This is a genomic window from Klebsiella sp. GW_Kp182, assembly GCF_040062275.1.
GTDB lineage: Bacteria > Pseudomonadota > Gammaproteobacteria > Enterobacterales > Enterobacteriaceae > Klebsiella > Klebsiella michiganensis.
This window is the reverse complement of record NZ_JBEAFQ010000008.1, coordinates 189,383-211,207: the sequence shown is the minus strand read 5'-3', so window position 1 is coordinate 211,207 and position 21,825 is coordinate 189,383. Positions and strand designations below refer to the sequence as shown.

The 21,825-nt window shown below is 57.5% G+C and carries 21 protein-coding genes; 12 read left to right on the top strand and 9 right to left on the bottom strand.

The window, feature by feature from the left end; translation table 11 throughout:
• Positions 1-67 precede the first annotated feature (67 nt).
• The 3 genes from recJ to xerD are packed head-to-tail and all read right to left on the bottom strand — an operon-like array spanning position 68 to position 3,439.
• Positions 68-1,801: a single-stranded-DNA-specific exonuclease RecJ gene (gene recJ / locus ABLU88_RS10940; protein WP_025105972.1), complete on the bottom strand. Its 1,734-nt coding sequence runs from the start codon at positions 1,799-1,801 to the stop codon at positions 68-70.
• Between the two features lie 5 nt (positions 1,802-1,806).
• Positions 1,807-2,520 (bottom strand): bifunctional protein-disulfide isomerase/oxidoreductase DsbC, encoded by a 714-nt coding sequence (gene dsbC, locus ABLU88_RS10935; RefSeq protein ID WP_064377980.1) that lies wholly within the window; start codon positions 2,518-2,520, stop codon positions 1,807-1,809.
• Between the two features lie 22 nt (positions 2,521-2,542).
• Entirely contained in the window at positions 2,543-3,439 is an 897-nt protein-coding gene (gene xerD, locus ABLU88_RS10930; RefSeq protein ID WP_004105555.1) for a site-specific tyrosine recombinase XerD, read from the bottom strand.
• A gap of 121 nt (positions 3,440-3,560) precedes the next feature.
• Between xerD and fldB the strand changes: the two genes are divergently transcribed.
• The gene (fldB, locus tag ABLU88_RS10925) at positions 3,561-4,082 is read left to right on the top strand and encodes a flavodoxin FldB (RefSeq protein WP_014226792.1); all 522 of its coding nucleotides are present in this window, start codon (positions 3,561-3,563) and stop codon (positions 4,080-4,082) included.
• An 8-nt stretch (positions 4,083-4,090) separates the two neighbouring features.
• Here the strand turns inward: fldB and ABLU88_RS10920 are convergent, their stop codons facing one another.
• Positions 4,091-4,501 carry a protein YgfX gene (locus ABLU88_RS10920; protein ID WP_004854060.1) on the bottom strand — a complete coding sequence of 137 codons (411 nt, stop codon included), beginning with the start codon at positions 4,499-4,501 and terminating at the stop codon, positions 4,091-4,093.
• Positions 4,482-4,748, bottom strand: coding sequence for an FAD assembly factor SdhE (sdhE, locus tag ABLU88_RS10915; protein WP_004124953.1), 267 nt, complete (start codon positions 4,746-4,748; stop codon positions 4,482-4,484). Before sdhE ends, ABLU88_RS10920 begins: the two co-directional genes overlap by 20 nt.
• Positions 4,749-4,992: 244 nt before the next feature.
• Between sdhE and ygfZ the strand changes: the two genes are divergently transcribed.
• The 8 genes from ygfZ (at position 4,993) to ABLU88_RS10875 (ending at position 13,605) form a co-directional block, all read left to right on the top strand.
• Entirely contained in the window at positions 4,993-5,976 is a 984-nt protein-coding gene (ygfZ, locus tag ABLU88_RS10910) for a tRNA-modifying protein YgfZ (protein WP_116279857.1), read from the top strand.
• A gap of 191 nt (positions 5,977-6,167) precedes the next feature.
• Positions 6,168-8,966: a transcriptional regulator DagR gene (gene dagR / locus ABLU88_RS10905; protein ID WP_348836492.1), complete on the top strand. Its 2,799-nt coding sequence runs from the start codon at positions 6,168-6,170 to the stop codon at positions 8,964-8,966.
• Positions 8,967-9,086: 120 nt separating this feature from the next.
• Positions 9,087-9,512: a PTS sugar transporter subunit IIA gene (locus ABLU88_RS10900; RefSeq protein ID WP_004854067.1), complete on the top strand. Its 426-nt coding sequence runs from the start codon at positions 9,087-9,089 to the stop codon at positions 9,510-9,512.
• 12 nt (positions 9,513-9,524) lie between these two features.
• The gene (locus ABLU88_RS10895) at positions 9,525-10,010 is read left to right on the top strand and encodes a PTS system mannose/fructose/N-acetylgalactosamine-transporter subunit IIB (RefSeq protein WP_122117310.1); all 486 of its coding nucleotides are present in this window, start codon (positions 9,525-9,527) and stop codon (positions 10,008-10,010) included.
• A gap of 145 nt (positions 10,011-10,155) precedes the next feature.
• Positions 10,156-10,905: a PTS sugar transporter subunit IIC gene (locus ABLU88_RS10890; RefSeq protein ID WP_004124968.1), complete on the top strand. Its 750-nt coding sequence runs from the start codon at positions 10,156-10,158 to the stop codon at positions 10,903-10,905.
• Positions 10,902-11,762 (top strand): PTS system mannose/fructose/sorbose family transporter subunit IID, encoded by an 861-nt coding sequence (locus ABLU88_RS10885; protein WP_014839507.1) that lies wholly within the window; start codon positions 10,902-10,904, stop codon positions 11,760-11,762. Before ABLU88_RS10890 ends, ABLU88_RS10885 begins: the two co-directional genes overlap by 4 nt.
• Positions 11,763-11,765: 3 nt before the next feature.
• On the top strand, positions 11,766-12,875 hold the full coding sequence (gene dgaE, locus ABLU88_RS10880; RefSeq protein ID WP_348836490.1) for a D-glucosaminate-6-phosphate ammonia lyase: 1,110 nt from the start codon (positions 11,766-11,768) through the stop codon (positions 12,873-12,875).
• The gene (locus ABLU88_RS10875) at positions 12,862-13,605 is read left to right on the top strand and encodes a 2-dehydro-3-deoxy-phosphogluconate aldolase (RefSeq protein ID WP_348836489.1); all 744 of its coding nucleotides are present in this window, start codon (positions 12,862-12,864) and stop codon (positions 13,603-13,605) included. Before dgaE ends, ABLU88_RS10875 begins: the two co-directional genes overlap by 14 nt.
• Before the next feature lie 158 nt (positions 13,606-13,763).
• On the opposite strand, the gene ABLU88_RS10870 is transcribed toward ABLU88_RS10875, so the two are convergent.
• Entirely contained in the window at positions 13,764-14,423 is a 660-nt protein-coding gene (locus ABLU88_RS10870) for a hemolysin III family protein (protein WP_014839509.1), read from the bottom strand.
• Positions 14,424-14,584: 161 nt separating this feature from the next.
• A complete protein-coding gene (yqfB, locus tag ABLU88_RS10865; RefSeq protein ID WP_032720089.1) occupies positions 14,585-14,896 on the bottom strand; it encodes a N(4)-acetylcytidine aminohydrolase in 312 nt (103 codons plus the stop codon).
• Between the two features lie 50 nt (positions 14,897-14,946).
• On the opposite strand from yqfB, the gene ABLU88_RS10860 reads away from it, so the two are divergent.
• The 3 genes from ABLU88_RS10860 to ABLU88_RS10850 all read left to right on the top strand — a co-directional run bounded on the left by ABLU88_RS10860 (position 14,947) and on the right by ABLU88_RS10850 (position 17,912).
• Positions 14,947-15,675 carry a MurR/RpiR family transcriptional regulator gene (locus ABLU88_RS10860; RefSeq protein ID WP_025105967.1) on the top strand — a complete coding sequence of 243 codons (729 nt, stop codon included), beginning with the start codon at positions 14,947-14,949 and terminating at the stop codon, positions 15,673-15,675.
• 121 nt (positions 15,676-15,796) lie between these two features.
• The gene (locus tag ABLU88_RS10855) at positions 15,797-17,230 is read left to right on the top strand and encodes a 6-phospho-beta-glucosidase (protein WP_160741266.1); all 1,434 of its coding nucleotides are present in this window, start codon (positions 15,797-15,799) and stop codon (positions 17,228-17,230) included.
• Between the two features lie 190 nt (positions 17,231-17,420).
• The gene (locus ABLU88_RS10850; protein ID WP_154924431.1) at positions 17,421-17,912 is read left to right on the top strand and encodes a protein disulfide oxidoreductase; all 492 of its coding nucleotides are present in this window, start codon (positions 17,421-17,423) and stop codon (positions 17,910-17,912) included.
• Positions 17,913-18,022: 110 nt separating this feature from the next.
• Here the strand turns inward: ABLU88_RS10850 and ABLU88_RS10845 are convergent, their stop codons facing one another.
• Both ABLU88_RS10845 and gcvP read right to left on the bottom strand, forming a co-directional pair.
• A complete protein-coding gene (locus ABLU88_RS10845; protein ID WP_103813952.1) occupies positions 18,023-18,766 on the bottom strand; it encodes an SDR family oxidoreductase in 744 nt (247 codons plus the stop codon).
• A gap of 60 nt (positions 18,767-18,826) precedes the next feature.
• Complete coding sequence (gene gcvP, locus ABLU88_RS10840) at positions 18,827-21,700, bottom strand: aminomethyl-transferring glycine dehydrogenase (RefSeq protein ID WP_014226805.1); 2,874 nt, start codon at positions 21,698-21,700, stop codon at positions 18,827-18,829.
• Positions 21,701-21,825 lie beyond the last annotated feature (125 nt).

The window sequence follows — 21,825 nt, the reverse complement described above, 5'->3', positions numbered from 1 at the left end:
GATTCGTCAAAATGCGGTGATAAGAGCGGAATTCTACCGGATTCGCGCCCTCATTAATATACTGTTCTCAATTTGGCCAGAGGTGGTCAATGATCAGCTGCAGGCTGCGGTTGCCGCGGAACTCATTGATGTCAAGCTTATAGGCAAGCTGAACTTCGCGAACGCCGTTATCCGGCCAAAGGGAAGTATCAACATTGAACGCGATACCGTCCAGCAGCGGGCCGCCGCCGACCGGCTCAACCATCACCTTCAGATGACGCTCGCCGACCAGGCGCTGCTGTAGCAGACGGAAACGGCCGTCAAACAGCGGCTCCGGGAACATCTGCCCCCACGGTCCGGCGTCGCGCAGCATCTGCGCGACCTCCATGCTCATCTCTGCCGCCGCCAGCGGACCGTCGGAGACCACTTCCCCCTGCAGCAGCGCAGGATCGAGCCACTCGGTCACCAGCTCGCCGAAGCGCTGCTGGAACTCTTCAAAGCGCGCCTCTTCCAGCGATAGTCCCGCCGCCATGGCATGGCCGCCAAACTTCAGAATCAGCCCGGGATAGAGCGTATCCAGACGCTCCAGCGCATCGCGCATATGCAGCCCCTGAATCGACCGACCGGAGCCTTTGAGCGTACCGTCGCCGGTGGGCGCAAAGGCGATAACCGGACGATGGAAACGCTCTTTGATACGCGAGGCCAGAATGCCGACGACGCCCTGATGCCACTGCGGATGGTACATCGCCAGGCCACCGGGCAGCATCTCACCGCTGCGCTCCAGCTTCTCACACAGGGTCAGGGCTTCCGCCTGCATCCCCTGTTCTATCTCTTTGCGCGTCTGGTTCAACGCATCCAGCTCATTGGCCAGCACCCGCGCTTCGCCGGTGTTGTCGCACAGCAGAAGCGCCACGCCGACGGACATATCGTCCAGCCGCCCAGCCGCGTTAAGGCGCGGGCCGAGTGCGAAGCCGAGATCGCTTGCCGCCAGCTTTTGCGGGTCGCGGTTGGCGATCTCCAGCAGCGCCTTAATGCCCGGACGGCATTTCCCCGCCCGGATGCGGCTCAGCCCCTGCCAGGTCAGAATACGGTTGTTGGCATCCAGCGGTACGACGTCCGCCACGGTGCCGAGCGCCACCAGATCGAGGAGATCAGCCAGATTAGGCGGCGCAATGCCGCGCTCCTCAAACCAGCCTTTATCGCGCAGAAAAGTGCGCAGCGCCAGCATCAGATAAAAAGCCACGCCCACCCCGGCCAGCGATTTCGACGGAAACTCACAGTCGCGCAGGTTCGGGTTAATAATCGCTTCCGCCGCGGGCAGGGAATCCCCCGGCAGGTGGTGATCGGTCACCAGCACCGGAATACCCAGCGCATGGGCGCGATCGACGCCAGCGTGCGAAGAAATACCGTTATCCACGGTCATAATCATCTGCGCGCCGCGGGCGTGAGCCTGATCGACCACTTCCGGGCTCAGGCCGTAGCCATCTTCAAAACGGTTTGGCACCAGGTACGAGACGTTGCCGTAGCCCAGCGCCCGCAGGGCCAGAACGCTCAGCGCGGTGCTGGTGGCGCCGTCGGCGTCAAAATCGCCGACCACCACAATATGCAGCCCCTTCTTAAATGCGCCGTAGAGCATCTCTACCGCTTTTTCGACGCCGGTCAGCTGCGACCACGGCAGCATGCCTTTCACGCCGCGCTCCAGCTCCTGCGCGCTACGCACGCCGCGGCTGGCGTACAGCCGCTGCAGCAGCGGCGGGAGATCGGCAGGTAAATCGACGCCGTCAGCCGCCTCGCGGCGGCGTAGTTGTATCTGTTGTTTCACGCGAATCAGTTACCGCTTGTCTGTTTTTGATGCTCATCAAGGAGCGCTTTCAGGTCTTTAGGATCGCGATAGCCGGGCATCAGCGTGCCGTCGCTCAGCACCATCGCCGGCGTGCCGTTAACGCCAAGCTGCACGCCCAGCATGTAGTGTTTAGCGATATCAACATTGCAGCTGGCCGGCTGCACGCCCTTACCGCTCATCGCGTCATCCAGCGCTTTGTTACGATCTTTAGCGCACCAGATAGCCTTCATATTCTGCTCGGCTTCGCTTTGCAGCCCCTGGCGCGGGAAGGCCAGATAGCGCACGGTAATACCCAGCGCGTTATAGTCGCTCATCTGCTCATGCAATTTATGGCAATAACCACAGGTAATATCGGTGAAGACGGTGATGACGTGTTTTTCCTGCGGCGCTTTATAGACGATCATCTCTTTTTCCAGCGCGTTCAGCTTACCGGCCAGCAGCGTATTGGTGACGTTTACCGGCTGCGCGCCGCTGACGTCGTACATCGGCCCCTGGATAATGTGCTTACCGTCATCGGTAACGTATATCACGCCGCTGTCCGTCAATACGGTGCTGATGCCTTTGATCGGCGAAGGTTGCACGTCCGAACTCTGCACGCCCAGCTTCGCCAGCAGTTGCTTGATCGCCGCGCTATCGGCATGCGCCGCACCGGATAAGGTGGTCGCCAGCAGAGTGAACATCAGTAAACCTTTTTTCATACTCAGTCCTTTTTTTCAGCACTCACGCACGCGGGTGATGCTGTTGATGGAGTTGTCGCAGACGCTCGGTCGCCACGTGGGTGTAGATCTGCGTCGTGGAGAGATCGCTGTGTCCTAACAGCATCTGCACCACGCGTAAGTCGGCGCCATGGTTAAGTAAATGCGTCGCGAACGCATGGCGTAACACGTGCGGGGAGAGCTTTTCGCTGTCAATCCCCGCCAGTACGGCATAGTGCTTAATTCGATGCCAGAACGTCTGGCGCGTCATCTGCTGCGCGCGCTGGCTGGGAAAAAGCACATCGGACGCCACGCCGTTCAGCAGCCAGGGGCGCCCGTATTCAAGGTAATTCTCAACCCACAGCACCGCCTCTTCACCCAGCGGTACCAGACGTTCTTTATTTCCTTTACCAATCACGCGCAGCACGCCCTGTCGCAGGCTAATGTCGCTCATGGTCAGGCCCACCAGCTCGGAAACGCGCAGACCGGTGGCGTACAGCACTTCCAGCATCGCTTTATCGCGCAGCTCCAGCGGTTGTTCAACCAGCGGCGCCTGGAGCAGGCGTTCCACCTGCGCCTCGCTCAGATCCTTCGGCAGCCTCTGCGGCAGCTTTGGCGAGGCCAGCAGCGCGCTGGGATCGTCCGGGCGAATTTTCTCCCGGTAAAGATGCTGGAAGAAACGGCGCACGGCGCTTAGCAGGCGCGCGGTGCTGGTGGCTTTATAGCCGCCGGTTTGCCGCTCCGCCAGCAGCGACTGGAGATCTTCGCCGCTGACGCTGGCAAGCGACAGGCCACGATGATGCAGCCATTCGACCACCATCGTCAGGTCCCGGCGGTAGGCGCTTAGCGTGTTCTCCGCCAGATTCCGCTCCAGCCATAAGGCATCAAGAAACTGCTCGATTTGTGCGAGATCCTGTTCCACTCTGGCCTCTTTGCTTATTAAAACGGCGCCATTATACCCTAAATAATTCGAGTTGCAGGCGGGCGCGGCCTTTCTGGTACACTAAGCGCAAAGTCACAGCAAGAATTGAGACGTTTCCGCGATGAACATAGGTCTTTTTTACGGTTCCAGCACCTGCTACACCGAAATGGCGGCGGAAAAAATCCGCGATATTATCGGCCCTGAACTGGTCACGCTGCACAACCTGAAAGATGATTCCCCTGCCCTGATGACGCAATACGATGTGCTGATCCTCGGCATTCCAACCTGGGATTTTGGCGAGATCCAGGAGGACTGGGAGGCGGTCTGGCAGCAGCTCGATACGCTGGATCTGCAGGGTAAAATCGTCGCGCTATACGGCATGGGCGACCAGCTAGGCTACGGCGAATGGTTCCTTGATGCGCTCGGCATGCTGCACGATAAGCTGGCGACCAAAGGGGTTAAGTTTATCGGCTACTGGCCTACTGAAGGCTATGAATTCACCAGCCCGAAACCGGTCATTGCCGATGGGCAGCTGTTCGTTGGCCTGGCGCTTGATGAAACGAACCAGTACGACCTGAGCGATGAGCGCATTCAGAACTGGTGCGAGCAAATCCTCGGTGAAATGGCTGAGCAGTTCTCCTGAGTCCCTGCCTACTCTTGCGTCGGTTTTAGCAACACCAGCCGACGCAGGTCTCGCCATTCTCCCGCGTCCATGCTATCCGCCGCGACCCACAAATGCTGGGTTCGTTGGTTTTCCGTATTCCGCAGGCGCAGCAGCATTCCGCTGTTAATCACCCACGGGGTGCCGATGATATCCCACTCCGCCTTTTGCCAGCGCAGACGGGAGTCGATCAGCAGCTTGATTTCTCCCTGACGGGCATGGATCCGCCGCTGGCTGCGCACGCAGTCGAACACCACCAGCGACAGCAGTATCAGCCACAGCGGGGTATAGCTCAGCGGCCAGGGCATCAGCAGCACCAGCGCCGCCACCACGCCGTGCATCAGCAGCGAAAACCACTGCGCTCGCCACGAGATGCGTAAATCAGATTGCCACAGGACCACGTTCCCGATTCCGTGTCTGAATTAATTTTACCATCCGCTGCAGTTCTGCATCAGCCGGCTCGCCATGATTCATCAACCAGTTGAACAGATCCGGATCGTCGTTTTCCAGCAGGCGGATGAATAACGCTTTGTCGCCATCGCTGAGCGTGTCGTACTCATGCTCGAAAAACGGCATGATGGAGATATCGAGTTCACGCATACCTCGACGGCATGCCCAGTGGATGCGGGCTTTATTGTTAATGTCCATGTTTTACTTCCTGCTTATAAATATCTCTTAGTTTAACCCGTTTTCGGCGCTGACTTCACTGGAATATCAAGTTTCGCGAGCGCTATTCCATGAAAACCCTAAAATAATCAGGTCATTTATTATTTCGCTGGTTTCAGCGCCCCGTCTTTGAGGGCACGAATGGCCTGTCAAAAGCGCTTGCATTGCACCATAGCTCTTTTACCATTAGTCACACACTCTGCGTTAAGCTATTCAGGATATGACTATGGCTTTTACACCTTTTCCTCCGCGTCAGCCTTCCTCTTCCGCTCGTCTGCCGTTAACGCTGATGACGCTGGACGACTGGGCGCTGGCGACGATTACCGGTCCGGATGGCGAAAAATATCTGCAGGGGCAGATTACCGCCGACGTCAGCCACCTGACCGACGAGCAGCATCTGCTTGCCGCGCATTGTGACGCCAAGGGCAAGATGTGGAGCAATCTGCGCGTTTTCCGCCGCAACGAGGGTTTTGCGTGGATTGAGCGCCGCAGCCTGCGCGATGCGCAGCTGACCGAACTGAAAAAATACGCGGTGTTCTCTAAAGTGACCATCGCCGCCGATGATGAATCCGTACTGCTGGGCGTTGCCGGGTTCCAGGCGCGCGCTGCGCTGTCGCCGCTGTTTAGTGAACTGCCGAACGCCGAGAAACAGGTTGTCTGCGAAGGAGCCACCAGCGTGCTGTGGTTTGCGCATCCGGCCGAGCGTTTCCTGCTGGTGACCGATGTGGCAACCGCCACCCGCATCACCGATGCGCTACGCGGTGAAGCGCAGCTCAACAACAGCCAGCAGTGGCTGGCGCTGAATATTGAAGCCGGGCTGCCGGTTATCGACAGCGCCAACAGCGCGCAGTTTATTCCGCAGGCCACCAACCTACAGGCGCTGGGCGGCATCAGCTTCAAAAAAGGCTGCTACACCGGCCAGGAGATGGTTGCCCGCGCTAAATTCCGCGGCGCCAACAAGCGCGCCCTGTGGTATCTGGCGGGAACAGCCAGCCGCGTACCTGAAGCCGGGGAAGACCTGGAGCTGAAGATGGGTGAAAACTGGCGCCGAACCGGCACCGTTTTAGCGGCCGTGCAGCTGGACGACGGTCGCCTGCTGGTACAGGTGGTGATGAATAACGATATGGAGCCGGACAGCGTGTTTCGCGTACGCGATGATGCCGGTAGCCTGAGCATCGAGCCGCTGCCGTATTCGCTGGAAGAGAGTTAAAGCGATATTCCCTGCCGCCTTCTCCCCGGAGGCGGCAATCACGCCTGTCTGGGCTACCCCACCCGCAAACCACGAAACACCCGCGGCCGCGCGCTTTGCGCAAATGCGCCATCTCTGGCCCAGGCCACTTTCTTGCGTAGAAGAATAGTGTATGTTCTGAACAATCATTTATTTCTTAAGCGGTAAAAGAGATGAGACGGATTGAGGTCATACTGGGGGAACTGGAGCGATTAACTCGCGGGCTGAATCTTGCGGATCTGGAACAGGAAACGGCATTTACGGCGGAAGCTATCGGCTTTAACCTCGGGCTTGCGCGCAACTCGGTCAGCAAAGACCTCAATCAGTTATGGAACGACGGCCTGGCGATTAAGAGCAGAGGACGCCCCGTGTTCTTTTGGCACCGCCAGGCAATGGAAACGCTGCTGGGGCGCAGACTGAATGATACCGAATGTGAAGTGCGCACGGTTGCCGATCTTCTGCCGCATCAGGAAGGTTGCTCAACGGATGACCCCTTCAGCGGCCTGATTGGCTACGATCGCAGCCTCCGTGATGCGGTGGAAAAAGGCCGCGCAGCGGTGCTTTATCCTCACGGGCTCCACGTATTGCTGACCGGCCCCTCCGGGGTAGGTAAAACTTTCTTTGCCGAGCTGATGCACCGTTTTGCCTGCGAGCATGCGGCGGGGTCCCCCCCGCCGCTGGTCTACTTTAACTGCGCCGAGTATGCGCATAACCCGGAGCTGCTCTCTTCGCATTTGTTCGGCCATCGCCAGGGCGCATTTACCGGCGCCAGTGAGAATAAAGCCGGTCTGGTGGAGCAGGCGGACGGCGGATATATGCTGCTTGATGAGGTGCACCGCCTGCCGTATGAAGGACAGGAAAAACTCTTCTCCATTCTCGACAAAGGCCAATATCGCCCGCTCGGTTCAAGCGCCACGGCGCGGTCCATCACGGTGCGCTTGATTTGCGCCACCACCGAACCGGTCAGCTCAGCGCTGCTGCGAACCTTCCAGAGACGCATCCAGGTCTGTATCGATCTCCCCGGGATCCGTCAGCGCTCGGTGGAAGAACAGGTGGAACTTATTGTCGGTTTTCTCCAGCGCGAGAGCCGCAAAATTGAGCGTACGGTCAGTATCGACAAAACGCTGTTGCTCTGGCTGCTGAATAAACCGCTGGAAGGCAATATCGGCCAGCTCAAAAGCGATATCCAGTTTCTTTGCGCCCAGGCGTGGGCCGCGGGAATGACCGAGCATAACGACACGCTCCAGCTGGATAAACGGCTGGTAGAAGTGCCGTTCAACGCCACACCGGAACAGCGTCTGCTGGTGGATACCTTGTTTGACGGCCAGGATCGGCTAAGCGTCGATGCGCGCACGTTACCCGCATTGAAAACCTCTCTGGCGACAGGAGCGGAGATCGAAGAAAGCGATCTGTTTTACAGCTTCCTGACCCGCGAATACGTCAACCTGCGCAACAGCAACGTCCCACCGGCTGAGACGCTGGCGATCCTCAAAAACAAACTCAGTTCTATCTTTGAATATGGCCTCTACAGCCGCGACAGCGTGGGCCATCCGCCGCGCTATGGCGATCGGATTGAAGAGCGGGTGACCCTGCTGATTGGCTGTGTGGAACAGGTGCTGGGCTTTACGCTGCCAGAAAACCTGATGAATCCGCTGCGTAAACACTTTCTGGCGCTGATTGGCTACGTGCAGCGCGGGCTGATCCCGCAGCTCTACTCCTCCAGCCTGATCCTCGACCGCTGCAAAGACGAGTATGAAAACGCGACTATGCTGTGCCGGAAAATCAACGAGCTGCTGCATATTCAGTGCCCGGCGACGGAGGTCGTCTGGCTATGTCTGTTCCTGAAAGAGTGCCGCCATTATCGCCAACGGATCGACGCCAGTCCCGACTGCGGCGTCATTTTAATCGCCCACGGCGCGACGACGGCGACCAGTCAGGCGCAGTACGTCAACCGGGTGCTGGAGCGCGAGCTGTTCAGCGCCATCGATATGCCCTTTGAGCAGTCGGTGCATGACACGCTGGAAACGCTAACCCAGCGGATCCAGAGCCAACGCTACCGGCGGCTGATTCTGATGGTGGATATCGGCTCGCTGGTGCATTTTGGCAGCACCATCAGCAAGCTATTCCAGATTGACGTCCTGTTAATGCCCAATATTACGCTGACCAGCCTGCTGGAGCTGGGTCTGGATTTAAGCTATGAAACCAGCGAGCTACCGCAGCTGGCGGAATTGCTGCAGAGTAAAAATATCCCCTGTCAGCTCTGTACTCCGCAGCAGGAGAACGGCGGTAAGGTGCTGGTGATCTCCTGCATTACCGGCATGGGAACCGCAGAGAAAATCAAAAAAGTGCTGGAGGAAAGTTTTGGCGAGCTGATGTCGCAGGATACGCGAATGGTGATCCTCGATTACAACGAGGTTCGCAGCCTGGAACGCGTTCAGCAGTCGCTGCTGGCCGGTGAGCGACTGGCGGGGATTGTCGGCACCTTCCAGCCGGGGCTGCCGGATATTCCGTTTATCTCGCTTGAAGAGCTGTTCTCCGAGCAGGGGCCGGAGCTGGTGCTCAGCCTGCTCACGCCGGACCTCTCAAGCAGTGAGCGCCGTCTGGAGATGGAGCGCAGCGCGATGCGCTTCATCAGCGCGCTGACCATGGAAAGTATCATCAACCATATTTCGGTACTCAATCCCCAGCGCATTCTCAAAGAGATGGAGGGGGTGTTTAACCATTTAACCACCTCGCTTTCGCTGAAACCCAGCCGCCAGATGACACTGCGCTTCCTGATCCACTGCTGTTGCATGGTCGAGCGTATCGTAATTAACCGGAAACCGTTACAGATGTCGCTGGAGAGCCAGCCCGCGCTGGACGTCCGCGCGTTTAGTGTCATTAAATCCGCCTTCCAGCCGATCGAAGAGGCTTATGCCATTCGTTTATCCGACGCGGAATATTTTTATATCTACGAACTGTTGTATCGCTGATCCCTTAACTGGCGTGGCTTTACGCCGCGCCTGCCCCTCTTCGCCCCCCATGTGACACAAATTCTGGCACAGCCTTTGCTCTTATTACGTATATCAACGTAATAGCGCCAGGAGGCCATTTTGATTACCACTGAACCTTTGTCCCAGATCCTGCTGCTGACCCATGGCGGCTGGGGGCAACAGCTCTGCAACAGCCTGTGCATGGTGACGGGCGAAATTAAAGGCGTAACGGAAATCGCCCTGATGCCCGTCGATACCTTGGGCGAGTTTTATCAGCGCGTAGAAGCCGTCGTGAAAACCCTGCCCGAAGGCTCGCTTATTCTGACCGATTTTATTGGCGGGACCACCTCTAACGTGGCCGCGCGGCTAAGCGCCGATTATCCGGTGGCGGTGATTTCCGGACTGAATGCCTCGCTGCTGCTGGAGGCGCTGGACAAGCGGGAACAGGGACCGCTATCCGCCTGCGTAGCTGAATTAGTGGAAGCCGCGCGCAGCAGCTGTCTGGACGTTGTCGCCCACGTTCGGCAATTACAACAATCACAATAAGGAAAAAATATCATGGCTAACATCGTGTTATGTCGCATCGACAGCCGCCTCATTCATGGACAAGTGGTGACGAAGTGGGTCGGACAATCCCAGGCCAACCGGATTGCGGTAGTGAGTGATGAGCTGGACGCCGATCCGTTTATGAAAAATATCTATCTGATGGCGGCACCGCCAAACATCAAAGTGGATTGCTACAGCAATCGGAGCTTTGCCGCATCGTGGAAAGAAAACCAGCTTGGCGACGGCAGCGTGCTGGTGCTGTTCCCCTCTCTCGCGGCGATTCAGGAAGCCGTACAGCTCGGGTTTGATGTTTCCGCCATTCAGGTTGGTGGCTTAGGCGGCGGGCCGAACCGCAAGGTCGTTTTCCAGAACATCACGTTGGATGAAAAAGACGTTGGCATTCTTCACGACCTGAAAAGTCGAGGGATTAAGGCGGTCTTCCAGACTATCCCGGAAGATAAGCCGCAGTCGCTGGACGATATCCTGAAAAAATTCTAACCATTTAACATACACAAAATCATTCTGGATGCATCGAGGCGGCAACTGAGTGAATCCCCTGGAGCTTACTTAAGTAAGTGACTGGGGTGAGCGAAGGCAGCCAACAAAGAGGCAGCCTGAAAGATGAAGTGTACAGGAAAAAACTATGGATACTTTAGTCTTCGCAAGCCTGATGGGGTTGTATTACTGGTTTGCCCGCTTACGCCTTGGCTACACCTTCTCCGCCATGCTGTTACAACCTGTTGTAATCGCCGTTTTTGTCGGCCTGCTGTTGGGCAATATGGAAACGGCGATGATTATTGGCGCAGGTATGCAGCTGGTTTACCTCGGCGTGACCTCAACGCCCGGGGGTAACGTGCCGTCAGATCCGGCGCTGGCCGCCTGTATCTCGATTCCTATCGCCGTAAAAGCCGGGATGGATCCGAACCTGGCCATCGCGCTGGCCATCCCGTTTGGCGTGATCGGCGTTTTCCTTGACCAGCTCAGACGCACGCTGAACGCCGCTTGGGTGCATATGGCGGATAAACACGCGGAAACGGCCAACATGGGCGGTATTATGCGCTGCGCGTTCCTCTATCCGGCGTTGCTCGGCCTGGTGCTGCGTTTCCCGGTAGTGTTTGCTGCCAACTATTTTGGCCAGGACGTGGTAGAGAGCTTCCTCAAGCTGATGCCGCACTGGTTGACCCACTCCTTTGAAATTATGGGCGGAATTCTGCCGGCGCTGGGCTTTGCCATCACCATCATGGTGATCGGTAAGAAGAGCCTGCTGCCGTGGTTTATCGGCGGATTCTTTGCGGTGCTGTACCTGAAGGTGGACATTATGGCGATGGCAATCTTTGGTACCTGCGTGGCCTTCCTGATTAAGGGCCTGGCGAAAAATGAAGGAGCAGCATGATGAGCAGCGATGTAATGCAGCATGAACTGGTGGAGCGCGCGCGGGAGAACGGCACGCTGACCAAAGCGGACATCACCAAAGCCTGGTTTATTTACTGGCTGGGCGCGGAAGTTTCCAGCTCCTATGAGCGTTTACAAAGCCTGATTTTCTGCGCCTCCATGACGCCGATTATCAAAAAACTCTACCCGCAAAAAGAAGAGCAGGTGGAGGCGCTAAAACGCCATCTGAACTTCTTCAACTCTGAGCAGACCTTTGGCGCGGTGATTCAGGGGATCTCGATTGCGATGGAGGAGCAGAAAACCCGCGGTGAACCGATTAGCGACGCGTCTATCACCGGGATTAAAACCGGGCTGATGGGGCCGCTGGCCGGAATGGGGGACTCCATCATCTGGGCGGCCGTCATGCCGTTGCTGATTGCGATTTTCATCCCGTTCGCCGCCAGCGGCAGCGCGATGGGCGGCATTGTGCCCTTAATTCTCTATCCGGCCATTACGCTGGCGATCAGCTACGGCATGGTGCACAAAGGCTACACGCTGGGACGCGACTCAATCATCGGCCTGCTCCAGGGAGGGCGAATTAAGGAGCTTATCTACGGCGCGAACGTGCTGGGCCTGATAATGATGGGCGCGCTCTCCGCAAGCTACGTCAAAATAACGACCCCTTTAAAGCTCAGCGCGCTGAAAGGCTCGGAGGTGGTGGTCCAGCAAATCCTCGACTCTATCGCGCCCGGCCTGTTGCCGCTGGCGGCGGTGTTTGCCATCTACTTCTATCTGGTGAAGAAAGGGCCGCGCTACACCACCATTCTGCTGTCAATTGTCGCGCTCAGCGTGGTCTGTTCGCTGCTGGGAGTGCTGTAAACCATGACGCAGAATATCTATCAACAGCTGGGGTTAAAACAGGTGATTAACGCCTGCGGCAAAATGACGATTCTGGGCGTTTCCAGCGTGGCGCCGGAGGTGATGCAGGCAACGGCGCGGGCGGCATCGGCCTTTGTGGAAATCGACAGGCTGGTAGACCGAACCGGCGAGCGGGTCTCCCGCTTTACCGGCGCGGAGGACAGCTATATCACCTCCTGCGCCTCGGCGGGAATCGCCATCGCCGTGGCCGCCGCGATTACCCATGGCGACCAGGCGCGAGTGATGCAGATGCCGGACAGTCGCGGTATGGCCAACGAAATCGTCATGCTCCGCGGACATAACGTCGATTACGGCGCGCCCATCACCAGCGCGATTCGCTTAGGCGGTGGGCGCGTTGTGGAGGTCGGTTCAAGCAATCTGGCGGCACGCTGGCAGCTGGAGAGCGCGATCTCTACCAGCACCGCCGCCCTGCTGTATGTGAAATCACACCACTGCGTGCAAAAAGGGATGTTGAGTATCGAGGATTTCGTGCAGGTCGCACAGACTCACAACCTGCCGCTGATTGTCGATGCCGCTGCCGAGGAGGATTTACGCGTCTGGGTGGCAAGCGGAGCGGACATGGTTATCTATAGCGGGGCAAAAGCGTTTAACGCGCCCACTTCCGGATTCATCACCGGGAAAAAACAGTGGATAGCGGCGTGTAAGGCGCAGCATCACGGTATTGCCCGGGCGATGAAAATCGGCAAGGAGAATATGGTCGGTCTGGTTTATGCGCTGGAACACTATCATCAGGGGCAGAAGGGGGTCACTGCCGAGGAACTCCTGCCCGTCGCGAAAGCGATCTCAGCGATAAACGGCTTACAAGCCGATATTGAGCAGGATGAAGCCGGACGCGCCATCTGGCGTATCCGCATTCAGGTGAATGCCCAGGAGCTGGGTCTGGATGCCCGCGAAGTCGAAGCACAGCTGCGCAATGGCGAGATCGCCATTTACGCCCGACGCTATAACCTCCATCAGGGGGTTTTTAGCCTGGACCCACGAACGGTAGCCGAGGGTGAAATGAGCCTGATCGTGGCGCGCCTAAAGGAGATTGCAGACCATGCAGCAAATTAATTTTTACCGTCAACGCGTCGCGATTAACGTGCTGGCGAAAGATATCGCCAACGCCCGGGACATTTATGATGCCGCCGAAGGCCATGCGGCGATTGGCGTCCTCTCGGCACAGTTTGCCTCCGTGGAAGAAGGTGTTCAGGAGGTAAAACGCTGGATGGCGGAGATACCCTCCATCTCCGTAGGCCTGGGCGCCGGCGATCCTGCGCAGTATTACAAAGCGGCGATGATCGCGTCAGCGCTTCACCCGGCGCACGTTAATCAGACCTTTACCGGCAGCGGGTTTGCCGCAGGGGCGCTGGCGGCTACGGGCGGGCAGCAGACCTGCATTAATGCGCTGGTCAGCCCGACGGGAACCCCTGGCGAGGTTCTTATCTCCACCGGCGTCAGCAGCTGTCAGGGCACGCCGGCCCGCGTCTCCTGCGATGCGGCGGTACGCATGATGCAGGACATGGGGGCCCATGCGGCGAAGTTTTTCCCCATGGGCGGCGAAAAGTCGCTACCGGAGCTGTATATGCTGGCGACCACGGCAGCTCGTAACGGGATGACGTTAATCGAACCAACCGGTGGAATCGATCTCGATAACTTTGGCATTATTTTGCAAAGCTGTCTGGAGGCAGGCGTACTTCGCGTGATGCCCCATGTTTACAGCTCGATAATCGACCCGCAAACCGGCAATACCCGGCCAGAAGATATCCGCAGATTAATGGATATCGTGAAAGCCGTGGTCTGAATAAAAGCACCGGGCCGTAGCCCAGGCAGGCAAGCCATCACCAACGGAGAATGTCCCGGAGGCGGCGCTGGCGCGCCATGTCCGGGCTACCATCCCTCAGATGACGGTGAACCTGTAGCCCGGCTAAGCGTAGCGCGAGCCGGGAGATTTCGCGAAATTTAAACCTGCCCGACGTACAAATAAATGGCCAGGAAGTGGCACACGCTGCCGCCCAGGACAAAACCGTGCCAGATAGCGTGGTTGTACGGAATACGTTTGCAGACGTAGAAAATAACCCCCAGCGAATAGACCACGCCACCCACGGCAAGCAGCGTCACGCCGCCCACCGCCAGCTTAATCGCCAGCTGATAAACGACGATCAGCGACAGCCAGCCCATGGTCAGGTAAGTCACTAAAGAGAGGATCTTAAAACGATGCGCAATGGTCAGCTTAAACAGGATCCCCAGCAGCGCCAGGCTCCAGATGACGATCATCAGCCCGCGCGATAGCGGCGAATTTAGCCCCACCAGCAGAAACGGCGTGTAGGTCCCGGCAATCAGCAAATAGATGGCGCAGTGGTCGAATTTTTTCAGCCACAGCTTAGCCCGCTGATGCGGAATCGCGTGATAGAGGGTCGAGGCGAGGAACAGCAAAATCATGCTGCCGCCGTACAGGCTGTAGCTGGTAATGGCCGTGGCGCCGGCGTTGCTGTCCACCGCCTGCACCAGCAACAGCACCAGACCGACGATACCGAACACCAGCCCAATCCCGTGACTGACGCTGTTGGCAATTTCCTCTGCCAGAGAATATCCCTGTGTGATTAACGATTTGCGAACCATATTTGACTCCGAAAACAAGTACGCTTTCAATGCACACTTAGGTTAACTGAGAATGATTCCAGTGAACACCTGTTCGCTAAAATAAAAAGATGAATATTTATGAACAGTATAAAATCAATAGGTTACATAAAAATTTCAACTAACAGACGTTCACTATTTAATTAAAGCTTTTCGAATTCAATAACATAAAACTGCTTTTCTTCAGGATAGATCTCCGCAATCACCTCACGCAGCTGCGCCAGGGTCATATTCTCCTGCTGCGCGTGCAGTTCACTCAGCGTATCCAGCGTCACCGTTGAGGTAGCCACCACGCGAATGGTGCAAAAATAGCCGTCATCTTCATAGCGGCCAACGCGCAGCACATCGCCCGTTTTAAAGTGTGATTCAGCCGCATCGCGGAGGGTAATCGTTTTGCGTCCGGCGAGGATGTCGTCCTGAAAACGCTGAAAAAAGGTTATGTCATTTGGCTGCATGATATCATTCCATTCTGGTCATTATGAATTGTGAGTTTGCCACTGTGAGTATCTTCTCCCACGCCGCTATCGCCAGTCTCAATAATCTTGAGATGATGGTCTATCACTACGTCATTAAAAATCGCGACAAAGTGATGTACATGACCATCCGCGAGCTGGCGGAAGCGGCCGGAGTCTCCACGACTACCGTTTTGCGCTTCTGTCGCAAGCTGCAGTGCGAAGGCTACTCGGAGTTTCGCGTACGCTTTAAATTATATCTGGAGCAGAATGAGCCTCAACAGGCAAATATCGGCGCCAGCGAAATAATGAGCTTTTTTAAAAGCGTTAATAACGATGAATTTGACCAGCTGCTCGAGCAGGCGGTCGATATTATTCTGTCTTCAGAACGTATTATTTTTGTTGGTGCCGGCACCTCCGGCGCGCTGGCAAAATATGGCGCGCGTTTCTTTTCTAACGTCGGGAAATTCAGTAACCATATCGACGACCCTTATTTCCCGGTGACCAATGATATGGCGCGTAATGCGCTGGCCATCGTGCTGTCGGTCTCCGGCGAAACCGAAGAGATCCTGCGCTTCGCCAGCCAGTTCAGCCTGCATCGCTGTAAAGTGATGTCCATCACCAGCCACGAGCACTCGCGGCTGGCAAAGCTTGCCGACTTTAATCTCTCCTGGCACGTTCCGCAAACGCGCATCGGCGGCGTCTATGACATTACCACCCAGATCCCGGTCATTTATATTCTGGAAACGCTGGGGCGTAAATTAGCGCGCAAACTCGCCTGAAAATAACAGGGTGTTTTTTCGATGTAACAAATTCCATTCCGGGCAAATTGTTATATCGTGACATTTATATTCCCTTTGTTAGACTCGCAGCCAACAAGTCATTAAGACGAGATGAGCAAAGATGAAGAAAATTCCTTTACCAAAAGACTTTTTATGGGGTGGCGCCGTCGCCGCGCACCAGGTTGAAGGCGGCTGGAATAAAGACGGCAAAGGCCCGAGCATCTGCGACGTGCTTACCGGCGGCGCGCACGGCGTGCCGCGCGAGATAACCCAGCAGGTAGAGCCGGGCAAGTACTATCCGAACCACGAAGCCATCGATTTCCACGGCCGCTACAAAGAAGACATCAAGCTGTTCGCCGAGATGGGCTTCAAGTGCTTCCGCACCTCTATCGCCTGGACGCGCATCTTCCCGCTGGGCGACGAAAGCCAGCCGAATGAAGAAGGGCTGAAATTCTACGATGACATGTTCGATGAACTGCTGAAGTACAACATCGAACCGGTTATTACCCTCTCCCACTTTGAGATGCCGCTGCATCTGGTTCAGCAGTACGGCGGCTGGACCAACCGCAAAGTGGTCGATTTCTTTGTGCGCTTCGCCGAAGTGGTCTTCGAGCGCTATAAGCACAAAGTGAAATACTGGATGACCTTTAACGAGATCAACAACCAGCGTAACTGGCGCGCGCCGCTGTTTGGCTACTGCTGCTCCGGCGTGGTCTATACCGAGCATGAAAACCCGGAAGAGACCATGTACCAGGTGCTGCACCATCAGTTTGTCGCCAGCGCGCTGGCGGTGAAGGCGGCGCGTCAAATCAATCCGCAGATGCAGGTGGGCTGCATGCTGGCAATGGTCGCCCTCTACCCGTTCTCCTGCAAGCCGGAAGACGTGATGTTTGCCCAGGAATCAATGCGTGAACGCTACGTCTTTACCGACGTCCAGCTGCGCGGCTACTACCCGAGCTACGTCCTGAACGAATGGGAACGCCGCGGCTTCAATATCAACATGGAGGACGGCGATGCGCAAATCCTGCGCGAAGGCACCTGCGCGTATCTCGGCTTCAGCTACTACATGACCAACGCGGTGAAAGCGGAAGGCGGTACCGGCGATGCGATCTCCGGCTTTGAAGGCAGCGTGCCCAACCCGCACGTCAAAGCCTCTGACTGGGGCTGGCAGATTGACCCGGTCGGCCTGCGCTATGCGCTGTGTGAACTGTATGAGCGCTACCAGAAGCCGCTGTTTATCGTCGAAAACGGCTTCGGCGCGTACGATAAAGTCGAAGAAGACGGCAGCATCAACGACGACTATCGCATCGACTATCTGCGCGCTCACGTCGAAGAGATGATCAAAGCGGTGACTTACGACGGCGTTGAGCTAATGGGCTATACCCCGTGGGGCTGCATCGACTGCGTCTCCTTCACGACCGGTCAATACAGCAAGCGCTACGGCTTTATCTACGTCAACAAACATGACGATGGTACCGGCGATATGTCCCGCTCGCGCAAGAAGAGCTTTAACTGGTACAAAGAGGTTATCGCCAGCAACGGCGAGAAACTGTAATCATCTTGCCCCTTTCCAGCCGGAAGGGGGCAAAACTTCCCACAAAACAGACACTTCTTTACAGCTTTAACATTGCTAACCCACGCTCAGCCGATAAGATAAACCACATCAATCGTTGAGTCGCTGACGCTGACTTCGTGAATCAACGCCGCACGCTGCCGGCCTTTCCGGCGCATCACAATGTAGAAAAATGATGCTAAACGTCTTCAGACAGATCCTGATATGGCTGCTGATTGTCGCCGCCGTCAGCCTGGCGGTGGATTACCTGCGCAGGCCCGCGCTGCCGCAGAATTTCTCCAGCATGCCGCTGCAAACGCTTGATGGCCAAACGGTCGATCTGGCGGCAATGAGCCACGAACGCCCTTTGCTGCTGTACGTCTGGGCCACCTGGTGCGGCGTTTGCCGCTATACCACCCCGTCGGTGGCCGCTTTAGCCAACGATGGCGGCAATGTGATGACGGTAGCGCTACGCTCCGGCGACAACGCCGCTCTGGCGCGATGGCTGGCGCATAAAAAAATGGCGCTGCCGACGATCAATGACGCCAGCGGTCAGCTATCCCAACGGTGGGAGGTGCAGGTCACGCCGACCCTTATCGTAATCTCGCGCGGCGAGGTGAAGTCAGTCACCACCGGCTGGACCAGCGGCTGGGGGATGCGCCTGCGGCTGTGGCTGGCGTCGTAGCGCATTTCCCTGCTTGCGCTGCGCTTAGCAGGGCCAGGGATGGGGTGAGGTAAACAGATTTTGTATCCCGGGCAAGGCGTTTAGCCGCCCCCCGGAAAACGAGTTGCCGATTATCTCCCGCCCGCCAGCTCCAGAAAGCTGCCGGTCACGTAGGAAGCCTTCTCACTCAGCAGCCAGACGATGGCCTGAGCCACCTCCTCCGGCTGCCCGCCGCGCCGCATGGGCAGCATCGACTTCACGCGATCCACGCGCCCCGGTTCACCGCCGCTGGCGTGCATGTCGGTATAAATTAAGCCGGGGCGCACACCGTTAACCCGAATCCCCTGCGCCGCCACCTCCAGCGACAGGCCGGTGGTCAGAGTATCAACCGCGCCCTTTGACGCGGCATAATCCACATACTCCCCCGGCGCCCCGAGGCGAGATGCCGCGGACGACACATTCACAATCGCCCCGCCCTTACCGCCGTGCTTGTGCGACATCCGCTTTACCGCCTCCCGGCAGCAGAGGAAGTAACCGGTCACGTTGGTGGCCAGCACCTGGTTAATCCGCTCCGCGCAAAGGCTTTCAATCGTCCCCTGGGTAAATAAAATGCCGGCGTTATTGACCAGCGCGGCGAGCGGTTCACCGAGGCGATCGATAGCGGTAAACATCGCCATCACCTGCGCTTCATCGCTGACGTCCGCCCGTAGCGCAACGGCTTTGCCGCCGCTGGCGATAATTTCGTTCACCACGCCGGTCGCGGCAGCGCTATTTTGATGGTAATTCACCGCCACGGTATAGCCTTCCTGCGCCAGCAGCAGCGCCGTCGCTTTACCTATTCCCCGGCTGCCGCCCGTCACCAAAGCTATCGTCATGCCATTCTCCCAAAAAATAAAGGCGCCGCAGCGCCTTTAAAAGATAGTCTAATCAGCAGATTACTGGTATTCGCTCATCGGCACGCAGGAGCAGAACAGGTTACGGTCGCCGTAAACATCGTCCAGACGCTTAACGGTCGGCCAGTACTTGTTGTTCAGCCCCGCCGGGAAGACCGCCAGTTCACGGGTGTACGGATGGTTCCACTCGCTCACCAGTTCACCCTGAGTATGCGGCGCGTTCACCAGCGGGTTATCCTCCAGCGGCCATTCACCGCCTTTCACGCGGTCGATCTCGCCGCGAATCGCCAGCATCGCATCGATAAAGCGGTCCAGCTCCACTTTGCTTTCCGATTCGGTCGGTTCCACCATCAGCGTGCCGGCAACCGGGAAGGACATGGTCGGAGCGTGGAAACCAAAATCAATCAGTCGCTTGGCAATATCCAGCTCGCTGATGCCGGTCTCTTCTTTCAGCGGACGAATATCCAGAATACATTCGTGCGCCACGCGACCGTCGCGGCCGGTATACAGCACCGGGAACGCGTCTTTCAGCCGGGTAGCGATGTAGTTGGCGTTCAGAATCGCCATCTGGCTCGCCTGTTTCAGCCCCTCTGCGCCCATCATACGGATATACATCCAGCTGATCGGCAGAATGGAGGCGCTGCCGAACGGCGCGGCGGAAACCGCGCCCTGACGGGTCAGCATGCCTTCAATTTGCACCACGCTGTGGCCCGGCACAAACGGCGCCAGATGCGATTTCACGCCAATCGGCCCCATACCCGGGCCGCCGCCGCCGTGCGGAATGCAGAAGGTTTTATGCAGGTTGAGGTGCGAGACGTCCGCGCCGATAAAGCCCGGAGAGGTAATGCCGACCTGGGCGTTCATGTTCGCGCCGTCAAGGTAAACCTGGCCGCCAAACTGATGCACCACTTCGCACACTTCGCGAATAGTCTCTTCATAAACGCCGTGGGTGGACGGATAGGTCACCATGATGCAGGAGAGGTTCGCCGCATGCTGCTCGGCTTTCGCCCGCAGATCCGCCAGGTCGATGTTGCCATTTTTATCGCAGGCGACCACCACTACCTGCATTCCCGCCATCTGCGCGGAAGCCGGGTTGGTGCCGTGCGCAGAGCTTGGGATCAGGCAGATATCGCGATGCCCTTCGTTGCGGCTCTCGTGGTAATGGCGAATCGCCAGCAGGCCCGCGTATTCGCCCTGCGCGCCGGAGTTCGGCTGCATGCAGACCGCATCATAGCCGGTCAGCTTAACCAGCCAGTCGGAGAGCTGGGCAATCATCTGATGATAGCCTTCAGCCTGATCAACCGGGCAGAACGGATGCAGTTCGGCGAATTCCGGCCAGGTGATCGGGATCATCTCCGCGGCAGCATTCAGCTTCATGGTGCAGGAGCCCAGCGGGATCATCGCCTGGTTCAGCGCCAGATCCTTACGCTCCAGCGCGTGCATATAGCGCATCATCTCGGTTTCGCTGTGGTAGCGGTTGAACACCGGATGAGTGAGGATCGCATCGTCACGTAGCATGCTGGCCGGGATCGAACGGCTGTCCAGGGCCACGTCTTTATCCAGCGTGTCGATATCCAGGCCGTGATCGTCGCCCACGATGGCGCGGAACAGGTTCAGGACGTCTTCGCGCGTGGTGGCTTCATCGAGCGTGATCCCGACGGCGTGATGAATATCGCTGCGCAGGTTGATCTGCAGCGCTTCCGCCCGCGCCAGCACAGCGGCTTTATCGGCGACGTCCACGCACAGGGTATCGAAGTAGTGCGCATGGCGGAGCTTAAGGCCTTTTTTCTGCAGGCCATCGGCGAGAATATCGGTCAGGCGATGAATACGGCTGGCGATACGCTTCAGCCCAGCCGGGCCGTGGAATACGGCGTACAGGCTGGCAATATTGGCCAGCAGCACCTGGGAGGTACAGATATTGGAGTTCGCTTTCTCGCGGCGAATATGCTGCTCGCGCGTCTGCATCGCCATGCGCAGCGCGGTATTACCCGCCGCATCTTTCGATACGCCGATAATACGGCCCGGCATGGAGCGTTTGAATTCATCTTTTGCGGCAAAAAACGCCGCGTGCGGGCCGCCGTAGCCCATCGGTACGCCGAAGCGCTGGGCGGAGCCAAACACAATGTCCGCGCCCTGCTTGCCCGGGGCAGTCAGCAGAACCAGGGCCATAAAATCGGCCGCGACGCTGACAATCACTTTGCGCGCTTTCAGGTCAGCTATCAGTTTGCTGTAATCGTGAACCTCGCCGGTGGTGCCTACCTGCTGCAGCAGCACGCCAAAGACGTCCTGATGGTCGAGCGCTTTTTCCGCATCATCGACAATCACATCGAAACCAAAGGTTTCCGCGCGGGTGCGCACCACGTCCAGCGTCTGCGGGTGAACGTCGGCAGCGACGAAGAAGCGGTTGGCGTTTTTCAGTTTGCTTACGCGTTTGGCCATTGCCATCGCTTCCGCAGCGGCGGTGGCTTCGTCCAGCAGCGAGGCCGAGGCAATATCGAGCCCGGTCAGGTCGAGGGTCACCTGCTGGAAATTCAGCAGTGATTCCAGGCGACCCTGGGAAACCTCCGGCTGATAAGGCGTATAGGCGGTATACCAGCCCGGATTTTCCAGCATGTTGCGCTGAATCACCGGCGGCAGCTGCACGGCGGTGTAGCCCATGCCAATGTACGACTTGAAGCGCTTGTTACGACCGGCGATCGCCTTCAGTTCCGCCAGCGCGGCGAATTCCGTGGTTGCTTCGCCCACCTGCGGCGGCGTTGCCAGCTGGATATCCTGCGGCACAATCTGGCCAATCAGGGCGTTAAGCGAATCGGCGCCAACGGTTTTCAGCATCTCCTGCTGCTGCCGGGCATCCGGGCCGATGTGACGTTCAATAAAGGCGTCACGGTTTTCAAGCTGGCCTAAAGTCTGGGTCATGAGCGATGGTTCCTGAACGTGCGGTGAATCGTGATTGTCTGACGGGTTTGCCCGGCGAGCACTGACGCTAACCGGGCCAGAAGACGCAAATCATTCGCGTTGCAGGAAGCCAACGCCCCTGCCAC